Raw genomic sequence first — 11,792 nt, forward strand, 5'->3', positions numbered from 1 at the left:
AATCTAATCACACAATATATAAAGGGCTCCGTGACAACGCGGAGCCCTTTTTGCGTCGCAAACATAAAATCGGAACCGCATACCTGTCAGGTACAAAACAGGATTGCGGGTCATCAAACCAATCCCGCCACTCACTTCCATGACCAATTCCATCTTCGGGATTGCCATAGACCCCAAAACGGTGATGATGCCCCGTCATTCCTGTTCGGATAAAAGCTGCCGTGACCGCTGATCCCTTGCATATACTCAAGACCGTCTATGGCTACGATGCGTTTCGCGGGCGGCAGGCCGAAATCATCCGGCATGTAGTGGCGGGCAATAATGCTTTCGTTCTGATGCCGACAGGTGGTGGCAAGTCGCTTTGTTACCAGATTCCAGCGCTTGCGCGCGACGGCATGGGGCTGATCGTCTCGCCGCTCATCGCGCTGATGGTGGATCAGGTCGCTGCCCTGCGTCAGGCAGGCGTGCGGGCCGAGGCTCTCAATTCCGATCTTTCTCCGGAAGAGCGGCGTGCGCTTTGGCGAGATATGCGGGCAGGCAAAGTGGATATTCTTTATGCCGCACCGGAAACCCTTCTCAAACCGGATGTCCTGGACGCTCTTCAGCCCATTGCCCTGTCGTTGATCGCTATCGACGAAGCCCATTGCCTGTCTCAATGGGGGCATGATTTCCGGCCACCCTACCGCCAGCTTGATACGCTGATCGAGCGTTTTCCCGACACGCCACGCATGGCGCTGACAGCAACGGCCGATGGGCCTACGCGCACCGAAATTCTCGGTCACCTGGGAATCGAAGAGGATGACGCCTTCATCGCAGGCTTCGATAGGCCCAATATCCGCTATGCGATCATGGAAAAGGATAATCCACGCGCGCAGCTGAAGCGCTTTTTGAAGGACCGCGACAGTGAAAGCGGGATCGTCTATTGCCTTTCAAAACGGAAGGTGGACGAAACGGCCGCGTGGCTGCGGGAGGAGGGGCGCGATGCACTGCCCTATCACGCTGGGATGGACAAGGCTGCCCGCGAGGAGAACCAGACCCGATTCCAGCACGGCGAGGCGGTCATCATTGTCGCGACCGTCGCTTTTGGCATGGGTATAGACAAGCCCGATGTGCGCTTCGTGGTTCATATTGATCTGCCCGGCAGCATCGAGGCCTATTATCAGGAAACGGGCCGAGCCGGCCGCGATGGTCTGCCATCGGACGTACTCATGCTCTACGGTTACGAAGACATCGCCCTGCGCAACCGCTTTATCGAAGAGTCGGATGCCGCGGACCAGCGCAAATATATGGAGCGCCAGAAGCTTGACGCGCTGCTCGGCCTTGCGGAAACCGCGAGCTGCCGCAGGCAGGTTCTGCTGTCCTATTTCGGCGACCGGTGTGAGCCCTGCGGCAATTGCGATACCTGCGCCGAGCCGCCCGACCTGTTTGACGGGGCCATAGCCGCACAGAAGCTTCTGTCCTGCATTTATCGCACGGGTGAACGTTTTGGCCAGGCTTATGTCATCCGCGTGTTGCTGGGTGTCGAGGATGAGCGGATTTCCCGCTTCGGACATGATCGCATCACGACATACGGTATAGGTAAGGAACATGACAATCGCACCTGGCGCGCCATTCTGCGTCAACTGGTTGCGTTACGCATGATTGAAGTGGATCTGTCCGGGCATGGTGGACTGTCCATTTCCGAGGACGGACGGCGTTTCCTGCGCGAAAAACCTGCGTTGATGCTGAGGATACCATCTGCTCCGCGTTCCGCCCGACAACAGACGCCCCGCAACGTGGTATCGGCGATTTTGCCTGAATCCGATCGCAGTCTTTTTGAGGCACTGCGTGCGAAGCGCATGGAAATTGCCCGTGCGCAGAACGTTCCGCCTTACGTGATTTTCCACGATAAGACCCTGATAGAACTTGCCACGGCAAAACCGGTCTCGGCGAAGGAAATGGCTGGGATTCCCGGCGTCGGAGACACCAAGCTGGAGCGCTACGGGCCTGCCTTTCTGGCGGCGATCATGCAGCACGCCGCTGGCGAGTGACCACGAGAAACCGAATGAAGAGCCGGGTAAGCAAAAATCGATGGCCCCCGGCAAAGGCTCAGCCGGTCGTGTCCTTGAACAGAACGTTCTGATCGATGAGGTAGCGCGAAAACAGCGGCAGGCTCGCGCCGCCGATTGCCCGCGCCTGGCTACCCACGGCACCTTCGATGATATCAGGCAGCGTCACACCCTGCAGATCGTGGTGTTTAAGGGCAAGGCGGGTGGCGGCGACGATCCTTGTTCTGACCCAATCGGGAAAACCGCCGTCGATGATGACGCTCGAAAAATCGATGATGGAGGCGGCGGCAATGACGGCCTGCGCCAGCGCTGCGGCAGTTTTTCGGATCCAGCTTTCCAGTGGTTCGCCGAAATCGATCCACTCGTCTGGAGAAAACCAGAGGGGACGCGGATCGATGCCCCTGTCCCGCAGCATGTTTTCCAGAACGAAGATCGACGCGATTTTCAGAAGCTGGACGGTGTTGCCGTCCTGCCCTTGCACCGGCAGCGGGCCGATCGCGCCGGCCGTTCCCGTCTTTCCGGAAAACAGCGCCGAATTCAGAACGACGCCGCCGCCGATAAAGGAACCGATGAAGACGTAGAGGAAATCCGGATAATGCTGGCCTGTACCGAAAACCAGTTCAGCGCCACAAGCACTGGTCGCGTCGTTTTGTAGAAAAACGGGATAGCTGACGCTTTCGGCAATTTCCGACCGGATATCCACGCCCCGCCATCGCTCCATTTCAATCTGCGGAGCGCCCACTTCCTGCGCCCAGTTCCACAATTCGAATGGCGCGGCGATGCCGACGCCGGCAATTTTCTCTCGCTCGGCCGGCGAAAGCTTCGATTCAAGCTCCGTTATGCCGTCGATTACAAATGGCAATATCCATTCCGGCATGGGATAGGGATAGGTTCTGCGCAGCTTGAGCCTGATCCGGCCGACAAAATCCATCAGCACGAGATCGACGCTGCGCCGGCCGATCTTCACACCAAAAGAAAAGACGGCGTCAGGATTAAGCCGCATCGGCGTCGAAGGCTGGCCGACTTTGCCGCGCAGTCTTTCACCACGAATGAGAAGTCCGTCCTTCTCTAGCGACCGCATGATGACGGAGACGGTCTGTGCCGAAAGTCCGCAAAGTCTTGATATTTCGGCTTTTGACAGTCCGCCGTGGCGGCGAACGAGGGACAGCACGAGCCGCTCATTATAGGCGCGCACCCCGATCTGGTTGGCGCCGCTGCTTATATCCATGGTGGTGGGCGGCGCCGGCGGCGCCGTCTCGACAGATTGTCTCATATGTCATCCTCCCGCCCGCAATATCCGTCGCGACCGATACAGCAGGCTTTATGGCAATCTTGCTATCGCAACGTTAAACGACGCGGCGATATTCCTCCCTGCCGCCTATTAGAATGCCATAGAGAATTAATAATTCAATCGGATTTATTTATTGACAGCCGTTTCCTTTGGTGGTTCCATCTGGGTCAACGATCATTGTTCTCGGAGGAGACGGGATCGTCGGGTAACCGTCACGGTGCTCAAATATCCATTGGGAGGATCTCATGAAGACCACTGTTTCCGCTCTTCTGGGCGCGCTTGCGCTTGGCGTTTCTTTCGCGTCCGTTGCGTCTGCAGCCGATACTTCGGTTTGCCTCATCACCAAAACCGATACCAATCCCTTTTTCGTCAAGATGAAAGAAGGCGCGACCGCCAAGGCCAAAGAGCTCGGCGTGACGCTGAAATCCTATGCCGGCAAGATCGACGGCGATTCCGAAAGCCAGGTCGCCGCCATCGAGACCTGCATTGCCGATGGCGCCAAGGGTATCCTGATCACCGCATCGGACACCAAGGGTATCGTTCCGGCCGTGCAGAAGGCGCGTGATGCCGGTCTTCTGGTCATCGCCCTCGATACACCGCTCGAACCCGTTGATGCCGCCGATTCCACCTTCGCCACCGACAATCTTCTCGCTGGTGAACTGATCGGCAAATGGGCCGCCGGCAGCCTCGGCGACAAGGCCAAGGATGCGAAAATCGCCTTCCTCAACCTCACCCCCTCCCAGCCGACGGTTGATGTGCTGCGCAACCAGGGCTTCATGAAGGGCTTTGGCATCGACGTGAAGGACATCAACAAGATCGGCGACGAGAGCGATCCGCGTATCGTCGGTCACGATGTCACCAATGGTAACGAAGAAGGCGGCCGTGCAGCGATGGAAAATCTGCTGCAGAAGGACCCCACCATCAACGTCGTCCACACCATCAACGAGCCCGCAGCTGCCGGCGCTTATGAGGCGCTGAAGGCGGTCGGCCGCGAAAAGGATGTTCTGATCGTATCCGTCGACGGTGGTTGCCCGGGCGTCAAGAACGTGGCGGAAGGCGTGATCGGCGCGACCTCGCAGCAATATCCGCTGCTGATGGCGGCGCTCGGCGTCGAAGCCGTCAAGAAGTTTGCCGATACGGGCGAAAAGCCGAAGCCGACCGAAGGCAAGAACTTCGTCGATACCGGCGTGACGCTGGTAACCGACAAGCCGGTCAAGGGCCTCGACTCGATCGATACGAAGGAAGGTCTCAACAAGTGCTGGGGATGATGCCTCAACGTTGAAACCCGCGGGGGCATTCGTGCCCCCGCCCTTGGACCAGAATGAATATCAGGCACGATCCGGGGGATCGGACAAAGGAATAAACGAGCGCGTTGCGCGCCCCTGCGGGGATGACACAGCCCGCTTCACAACACTTTGAAATCTACGCATCATTCTCTTTGGAGATAGACCCAGGTGTCAGGGCTGATGCGATAGAGCGATCGGGAGGAAAATCCAATGAGCGATCAGCCGGTGCGGGCTCAGCCGCATAATGAATTTGAAAAGGTGCTTTCGGGAAGTTCGACGCAGGTCGCCGCTTTCGATACGCACGACAAGAGTGTGCTGGAAAAATTCCAGCATTTTCTCCATTCCAGCCCGGCGGCCGTACCGCTTATCGTCCTGGTGCTGTCGCTGATTATTTTCGGCCTGCTCCTAGGCGGCAAGTTTTTCTCCGCCTTCTCGCTGACCCTCATCCTGCAGCAGGTTGCGATCGTCGGCATCGTTGGCGCCGCGCAATCGCTTGTCATCCTGACGGCGGGCATCGACCTTTCGGTCGGCGCGATCATGGTTCTGTCCTCCGTCGTCATGGGGCAGTTTACCTTCCGTTACGGTCTTCCGGCAGAGCTTTCCATTCTCTGTGGTCTCGCCGTCGGCGCATTTTGTGGCTTCATCAACGGCGTGCTGGTTTCGCGCATGCGCCTGCCGCCTTTCATCGTCACGCTTGGCATGTGGCAGATTGTGCTTGCGACCAACTTCCTCTATTCCGCGAATGAGACGATCCGCGCCCAGGACATTGCCCAGCAGGCGCCGATCCTGCAGTTCTTCGGTGCCAATATCCGTTTCGGCAACGCGGTCTTCACCTATGGCGTCATTGCCATGGTTCTGCTCGTTGCCCTGCTCTGGTATGTGCTGAACCGCACCGCCTGGGGCCGCCATCTTTATGCCGTGGGTGACGATCCGGATGCCGCAGAACTCGCCGGCGTCAACGTCAAGCGTATGCTGACCACCGTTTATACCCTGTCCGGCCTCATCTGCGCCTTTGCCGGCTGGGCCCTCATTGGCCGTATCGGCTCGGTTTCGCCGACCGCCGGCCAGTTCGCCAATATCGAATCCATCACCGCGGTGGTTATCGGCGGCCTGTCATTGTTCGGCGGACGCGGCTCCATCATGGGCATGATTTTCGGTGCGCTGATCGTCGGCGTCTTTTCACTCGGTCTCCGGCTTATCGGCACAGACCCGCAATGGACCTATCTGTTGATCGGCGTCCTCATCATCTTGGCTGTCGCAATCGACCAGTGGATCAGAAAGGTAGCAGGCTGATGGCAAAAGAACCCATTCTCACAGCACGCAATCTCGTCAAACGCTACGGTCGTGTGACTGCACTCGACAATGCCGATTTCGATCTTTATCCGGGCGAAATCCTTGCCGTCATCGGTGATAACGGCGCCGGCAAATCCTCTCTCATCAAGGCGATTTCCGGTGCGGTGACACCCGATGAAGGCGAGATCAGGCTGGAAGGCAAGCCGGTGCAGTTCCGCTCGCCGATCGAGGCGCGCAAGGCGGGCATCGAAACCGTCTATCAGAACCTTGCGCTGTCTCCGGCATTGTCCATAGCTGACAATATGTTTCTCGGCCGTGAAATCCGCAAGCCCGGCATTCAGGGCAGCCTGTTCCGGGCGCTCGACCGCCCGGCCATGGAAAAATTCGCCCGCGAAAAACTGTCGGAACTCGGCTTGATGACGATCCAGAACATCAATCAGGCGGTGGAAACCCTCTCCGGCGGTCAGCGCCAGGGCGTGGCGGTGGCGCGTGCGGCAGCCTTTGGCTCCAAGGTCGTCATCCTCGACGAACCGACGGCGGCACTCGGCGTCAAGGAAAGCCGTCGCGTTCTCGAGCTTATTCTGGATGTGCGCTCCCGCGGTCTGCCGATTGTCCTGATCTCGCATAACATGCCGCATGTTTTCGAGGTTGCGGATCGCATCCATATCCACCGGCTCGGCAAGCGCCTGTGCGTCATCAATCCGAAGGACTATTCCATGTCGGATGCCGTCGCCTTCATGACCGGCGCCAAGGAAGCGCCGAAGGAAACGCTTGCCGCATGACGCTGAAGCTTGAGACGATCGTCGAAGACGTTCTTCGGCGGGCAGAGGGTCAATCCCGTTTCATCATAGCGATTGCCGGTCCCCCTGGGGCCGGCAAATCCACGCTTGCGGATGCTCTTTTTGAGGCCTTGCGGGCGCGAGGCGAAACGGCCGCCGTCCTGCCCATGGATGGCTTCCATATGGATAACGGCATTCTTGAGGAACGGGGATTGCTGCCGCGAAAAGGCGCACCTGAAACTTTCGATGTGCGCGGCTTCCTGGATATCGTCTCCGCCGTCCGCAAGGGCGGGCAGGAGGTGCTTGTTCCGGTTTTCGACCGCTCCCGGGAAATTGCCATTGCGTCCGCCCGGGCGATTGCGCCGGAAACGCGCTTTGTCCTTGCCGAAGGCAATTATCTGCTGCTGAACGAAGCGCCCTGGACAAGCCTTTCCGAGAGCTTTGACCTCACCATCTTCGTGGGTCCGTCCTTCGCCGTGCTGGAAGAGAGGCTGCGGAACAGATGGCAGGGTTATGGTCTCGATGCGGCCGAGATCCATGCCAAGCTTTTCGAAAACGATCTTCCCAACGGAAAAAGGGTGATCGAAAACGCGCGTCCAGCCGATATTCATATCGATATCTGGGAATAGATTAACGCTTTCCAGTTCTTTACCGGCAAAGCGCGTTTGCCGTTAAGCCTTTGTTGACCATGTGTTGAATCTTTTTGATCCACAGGGCGGGGCTTTTGTGTGTCTATTCATTGACGCGAAAATTTCCTCATATACTATATGTGGTGTTCAAGGTTCTTCCGATTCGCAAGGGTTGGGAGCTAAGACGGGAATTCGGTGCGTAACGCCATCATGGCGGAACAAGGCCGAAACTGCCCCCGCAACTGTAAGCGGCGAGCATCGTTCCGATTTGGGTCACTGGAGCCAAAAGCTCCGGGAAGGCCGGAATAGATGTTGTGACCCGCAAGTCAGGAGACCTGCCTTGAGCGCAAACGTCCACGGGCGGGGTGTCCGGAGGAAGGTGTTGACGCAAATGATTTGCGTGCGCCCTTTTCTGCCCCCTCCAGAACAAGCTTCGGGGTGAAGTCATGCCAGTGCATTTCTTTAAGTTGCTGCGCTCGTCGGCGTAGAGAGTGATTTTGTGCGGCTTGCAACATTTTGGGAAAACCGGTCCCCGGTTTCCATCCGAAAATGCGAAGAGTTGCCTGGGCTACGCGCCTCACCTGAATGACAGATCCACCGCCACCCGATTGCGATTGCAATCGGCAATGTTGAGCCGTGTCCGAAATCGGCTTCGAGAGAGGAAATTATGACCGTCACCGTTTACAGCAAGCCCGCCTGCGTCCAGTGCACCGCCACCTATCGTGCGCTCGACCGCATCGGTGTCCCCTATGAGATCATCGATATCTCCGAAGATGCGGATGCGCTCGATCACGTTCGTGGCCTCGGTTACATGCAGGTTCCCGTTGTCGTCGCCGGTGAACGCCATTGGGCGGGTTTCCGGCCGGACATGATCGGCGCGATCAGCTGAGGCGGTAAGGCGATGGGCCTGATCGTCTATTATTCGAGCCGCTCTGAAAATACCCATCGTTTCCTTCTGAAACTGGGGCGGCGTTTGTTTCGCCTGCCGATCGGCGCTGAGGAAGATGTTCCCCATGTGTCGGAACCCTATGTGCTGGTCACCCCCACCTACGGGGGCGGCGGCACCAAAGGGGCCGTGCCGAAGCCGGTTATCCGGTTTTTGAACGAGCCCTCCAACCGAAATCTCATTCGCGGCGTCATCGCGGCGGGAAACACGAATTTTGGCGCAGCTTTCGCATCCGCCGGAGATATCGTCTCGCACAAATGCGCGGTGCCGTTTCTCTATCGCTTCGAGCTTCTCGGCACGGCCGAAGATGTCGCCAACGTCAAACATGGATTGGAACGATTTTGGACACGCTGACCTCGAGCGCCATGCGCAAGGACGCCAAACAGCCGGCAGCCGCATCCCAGAAACCGCTCGATGCGGCTCTCGACTACCACGCGCTGAACGCGATGCTGAACCTTTACGACGAGAACGGGAAGATCCAGCTCGACAAGGATCGGCTGGCCGCCCGGCAATATTTCCTCCAGCACGTCAACCAAAACACGGTGTTTTTCCATAACCTCAGGGAAAAGCTCGATTATCTGGTGACAGAGGGATATTACGAGCAGGAGGTGCTGGACCAGTATTCCTTCAATTTCGTGCGTGACCTCTATGACGAGGCCTATGCCCGGAAGTTCCGCTTCCCGACCTTTCTCGGCGCTTTCAAATATTACACCTCCTATACGCTGAAGACTTTCGATGGAAAACGCTATCTGGAGCGTTACGAGGACCGCGTCTGCATGGTGGCGCTGGCTCTGGCCCGCGGTGACGAGCAGCTTGCCCGCAATCTGGTCGATGAGATCATTTCAGGCCGCTTCCAGCCGGCAACCCCGACATTCCTCAATGCCGGCAAGAAGAGCCGCGGTGAACTGGTCTCGTGTTTTCTGCTGCGTGTGGAAGACAATATGGAGAGCATTGGCCGCTCCATCAATTCGGCCCTGCAGCTTTCCAAACGCGGCGGCGGCGTGGCGCTGTCCCTGACCAATATTCGCGAATTCGGAGCGCCGATCAAGCAGATCGAAAACCAGTCTTCCGGCGTCATTCCTGTCATGAAGCTGCTGGAAGACAGTTTTTCCTATGCCAACCAGCTTGGCGCGCGTCAGGGTGCCGGCGCGGTCTATCTGCATGCCCACCACCCGGATATCATGCGTTTCCTTGATACGAAGCGCGAAAACGCCGACGAAAAAATTCGCATCAAGACCCTGTCGCTCGGTGTGGTGATCCCCGACATCACCTTCGAACTCGCCCGCAACAACGAGGATATGTACCTGTTCTCGCCCTATGATGTGGAGCGGGTCTATGGCGTGCCGTTAACCGAGATTTCGGTCAGTGAAAAATATCAGGAAATGGTCGCCGACGGCCGCATTCGCAAGAAGAAGATCAAGGCGCGTGAGTTCTTCCAGGTCATTGCCGAAATCCAGTTCGAGAGCGGTTATCCCTACATCATGTTCGAGGACACGGTGAACCGCGCCAATCCTATCGCCGGCCGTATCAGCATGAGCAATCTCTGCTCGGAAATCCTGCAGGTCAGCGAAGCGAGCGAGTTCAATGCCGATCTTTCCTATAGCCATATGGGCAAGGATATTTCCTGCAATCTCGGTTCGCTCAATATCGCCGCCGCGATGGATTCGGCCGATTTCGGCAAGACGATCGAAACCTCCATCCGGGCGCTGACGGCAGTGTCTGACATGAGCCACATTTCCTCCGTTCCCTCGGTGGAAAAGGGTAATGACGCCAGCCACGCCATCGGGCTCGGCCAGATGAACCTGCACGGCTATCTGGCGCGCGAACGCATCTTCTACGGTTCCGAAGAGGGCGTTGATTTCACCAATATCTATTTCTACACGGTGACCTATCACGCCATCCGCGCCAGCAACCGCCTTGCCGTGGAAAGGGGCCAAAGCTTCAAGGGTTTTGAAAACTCCAAATATGCCTCAGGCGACTATTTCGACAAATATACCGAGCAGGAATGGCTGCCCGCGACCGAAAAGGTGAAGGAGCTGTTCGAAAAGGCCGGCATTTCCATTCCGACGCGGGAGGACTGGAAGGCGCTGAAGCAGGATGTCATGGCATCCGGCCTCTATAACCAGAACCTTCAGGCCGTGCCGCCGACAGGCTCGATCTCCTATATCAACCACTCGACATCCTCGATCCATCCGATCGTCTCGAAGATCGAAATCCGCAAAGAGGGCAAGATCGGCCGCGTTTATTACCCGGCTTCCTATCTTTCGAACGATAATCTCGAATATTATCAGGATGCCTACGAAATTGGCCCGGAAAAGATCATCGATACCTATGCGGCGGCCACCCAGCATGTCGACCAGGGCCTCTCGCTAACGTTGTTCTTCCGCGATACGGCGACGACGCGCGATATCAACCGGGCGCAGATCTACGCCTGGAAGAAGGGCATCAAGACGATCTATTACATCCGTTTGCGCCAGATGGCGCTGGAAGGCACGCAGGTTCAGGGCTGCGTTTCCTGCACGCTCTGAATTGAGGGACAAGACAATGAACATCGCCGTAAAACCCGTGTCCCGCATTCGCGCGGTAAACTGGAACCGTATCGAGGACGACAAGGATCTCGAAGTCTGGAACCGCCTGACCTCGAATTTCTGGCTGCCGGAAAAGGTGCCGCTCTCCAATGACATCCCCTCCTGGGGAACGCTGAAGGCGGAAGAACAGAAACTGACGATCCGGGTCTTCACCGGGCTGACATTGCTCGACACCATCCAGAACGGCGTCGGCGCCGTGCGCCTTATGGCGGATTCGGCAACGCCGCATGAGGAGGCGGTGTTGTCCAACATCTCCTTCATGGAGGCCGTGCACGCCCGCTCTTACTCTTCGATCTTCTCGACGCTTTGCTCCACGCCTGACGTCGACGATGCCTATCGCTGGTCGGAGGAGAACGAGTTCCTGCAGCGCAAATCCGCACTTATCATGCGCGAATATGACAGCGGCAATCCTTTGAAAATGAAGGTCGCCAGCGTGTTTCTGGAGAGCTTCCTGTTCTATTCCGGCTTTTACCTGCCGATGTTCTGGTCAAGCCGCGCGAAGCTCACCAACACTGCGGATCTGATCCGTCTCATCATCCGTGACGAGGCGGTGCACGGCTATTATATCGGCTACAAGTTCCAGCGGGCGCTGGAGCGTCTGGGCGAGAGCGAAAAACAGGAGATCAAGGATTTCGCATTCGATCTTCTGCTCGAGCTTTACGACAATGAGGCGAAATACGCCGAAGACCTCTATGACGGCGTCGGCCTGACGGAGGACGTCAAGCAGTTCCTGCATTACAACGCCAACAAGGCGTTGATGAATCTGGGTTACGAGGCGCTGTTTCCCGCCGAGGCCTGCCGGGTCAATCCGGCGATCCTATCGGCGCTCTCTCCCAATGCCGATGAGAACCACGACTTCTTTTCCGGCTCCGGCTCGTCCTATGTCATAGGCAAGGCGGTTGCGACCGAAGATGAAGACTGGGATTTCTGAA

10 protein-coding genes and 1 riboswitch are annotated in these 11,792 nt (G+C 57.5%); of the genes, 9 read left to right on the top strand and 1 reads right to left on the bottom strand.

Translation table 11 applies throughout. The features are described 5' to 3' along the window. Positions 1-221: 221 nt before the first annotated feature. Positions 222-2,030: a DNA helicase RecQ gene (recQ, locus tag WDZ78_RS13325; RefSeq protein ID WP_425673298.1), complete on the top strand. Its 1,809-nt coding sequence runs from the start codon at positions 222-224 to the stop codon at positions 2,028-2,030. A gap of 58 nt (positions 2,031-2,088) precedes the next feature. On the opposite strand, the gene WDZ78_RS13330 is transcribed toward recQ, so the two are convergent. Further along, the gene (locus tag WDZ78_RS13330; protein ID WP_112356109.1) at positions 2,089-3,321 is read right to left on the bottom strand and encodes an ROK family transcriptional regulator; all 1,233 of its coding nucleotides are present in this window, start codon (positions 3,319-3,321) and stop codon (positions 2,089-2,091) included. A 263-nt stretch (positions 3,322-3,584) separates the two neighbouring features. On the opposite strand from WDZ78_RS13330, the gene WDZ78_RS13335 reads away from it, so the two are divergent. The 8 genes from WDZ78_RS13335 (at position 3,585) to nrdF (ending at position 11,791) form a co-directional block, all read left to right on the top strand. Continuing rightward, on the top strand, positions 3,585-4,607 hold the full coding sequence (locus WDZ78_RS13335) for a sugar ABC transporter substrate-binding protein (protein WP_003507133.1): 1,023 nt from the start codon (positions 3,585-3,587) through the stop codon (positions 4,605-4,607). A gap of 228 nt (positions 4,608-4,835) precedes the next feature. Next, positions 4,836-5,918: an ABC transporter permease gene (locus tag WDZ78_RS13340; protein WP_020011300.1), complete on the top strand. Its 1,083-nt coding sequence runs from the start codon at positions 4,836-4,838 to the stop codon at positions 5,916-5,918. After that, on the top strand, positions 5,918-6,700 hold the full coding sequence (locus WDZ78_RS13345) for an ATP-binding cassette domain-containing protein (RefSeq protein WP_003507135.1): 783 nt from the start codon (positions 5,918-5,920) through the stop codon (positions 6,698-6,700). Before WDZ78_RS13340 ends, WDZ78_RS13345 begins: the two co-directional genes overlap by 1 nt. Continuing rightward, the gene (locus WDZ78_RS13350) at positions 6,697-7,326 is read left to right on the top strand and encodes a nucleoside triphosphate hydrolase (RefSeq protein ID WP_020011299.1); all 630 of its coding nucleotides are present in this window, start codon (positions 6,697-6,699) and stop codon (positions 7,324-7,326) included. Before WDZ78_RS13345 ends, WDZ78_RS13350 begins: the two co-directional genes overlap by 4 nt. A gap of 133 nt (positions 7,327-7,459) precedes the next feature. Next, positions 7,460-7,683: riboswitch (cobalamin riboswitch) on the top strand. Between the two features lie 310 nt (positions 7,684-7,993). Beyond that, positions 7,994-8,215, top strand: a complete 222-nt coding sequence (gene nrdH / locus WDZ78_RS13355; protein ID WP_020011298.1) for a glutaredoxin-like protein NrdH — start codon at positions 7,994-7,996, stop codon at positions 8,213-8,215. Between the two features lie 12 nt (positions 8,216-8,227). Continuing rightward, positions 8,228-8,626, top strand: a complete 399-nt coding sequence (gene nrdI, locus WDZ78_RS13360) for a class Ib ribonucleoside-diphosphate reductase assembly flavoprotein NrdI (protein WP_425673299.1) — start codon at positions 8,228-8,230, stop codon at positions 8,624-8,626. Between the two features lie 11 nt (positions 8,627-8,637). Next, a complete protein-coding gene (gene nrdE, locus WDZ78_RS13365) occupies positions 8,638-10,800 on the top strand; it encodes a class 1b ribonucleoside-diphosphate reductase subunit alpha (protein ID WP_425673475.1) in 2,163 nt (720 codons plus the stop codon). A gap of 16 nt (positions 10,801-10,816) precedes the next feature. Further along, entirely contained in the window at positions 10,817-11,791 is a 975-nt protein-coding gene (nrdF, locus tag WDZ78_RS13370) for a class 1b ribonucleoside-diphosphate reductase subunit beta (protein ID WP_425673300.1), read from the top strand. Position 11,792: the final 1 nt, after the last annotated feature.

Source organism: Agrobacterium sp. M50-1, assembly GCF_049843495.1.
Classification (GTDB): domain Bacteria; phylum Pseudomonadota; class Alphaproteobacteria; order Rhizobiales; family Rhizobiaceae; genus Agrobacterium; species Agrobacterium radiobacter.

Bases quoted from the DNA above. Each gene is read 5' to 3' on its own strand.
- WDZ78_RS13345 (WP_003507135.1), top strand. From the start codon at position 5,918: ATGGCAAAAGAACCCATTCTCACAGCACGCAATCTCGTCAAACGCTAC.
- nrdH (WP_020011298.1), top strand. From the start codon at position 7,994: ATGACCGTCACCGTTTACAGCAAGCCCGCCTGCGTCCAGTGCACCGCC.
- nrdF (WP_425673300.1), top strand. From the start codon at position 10,817: ATGAACATCGCCGTAAAACCCGTGTCCCGCATTCGCGCGGTAAACTGG.
- WDZ78_RS13340 (WP_020011300.1), top strand. From the start codon at position 4,836: ATGAGCGATCAGCCGGTGCGGGCTCAGCCGCATAATGAATTTGAAAAG.
- WDZ78_RS13330 (WP_112356109.1), bottom strand. From the start codon at position 3,321: ATGAGACAATCTGTCGAGACGGCGCCGCCGGCGCCGCCCACCACCATG.
- nrdE (WP_425673475.1), top strand. From the start codon at position 8,638: ATGCGCAAGGACGCCAAACAGCCGGCAGCCGCATCCCAGAAACCGCTC.
- WDZ78_RS13350 (WP_020011299.1), top strand. From the start codon at position 6,697: ATGACGCTGAAGCTTGAGACGATCGTCGAAGACGTTCTTCGGCGGGCA.
- nrdI (WP_425673299.1), top strand. From the start codon at position 8,228: ATGGGCCTGATCGTCTATTATTCGAGCCGCTCTGAAAATACCCATCGT.
- WDZ78_RS13335 (WP_003507133.1), top strand. From the start codon at position 3,585: ATGAAGACCACTGTTTCCGCTCTTCTGGGCGCGCTTGCGCTTGGCGTT.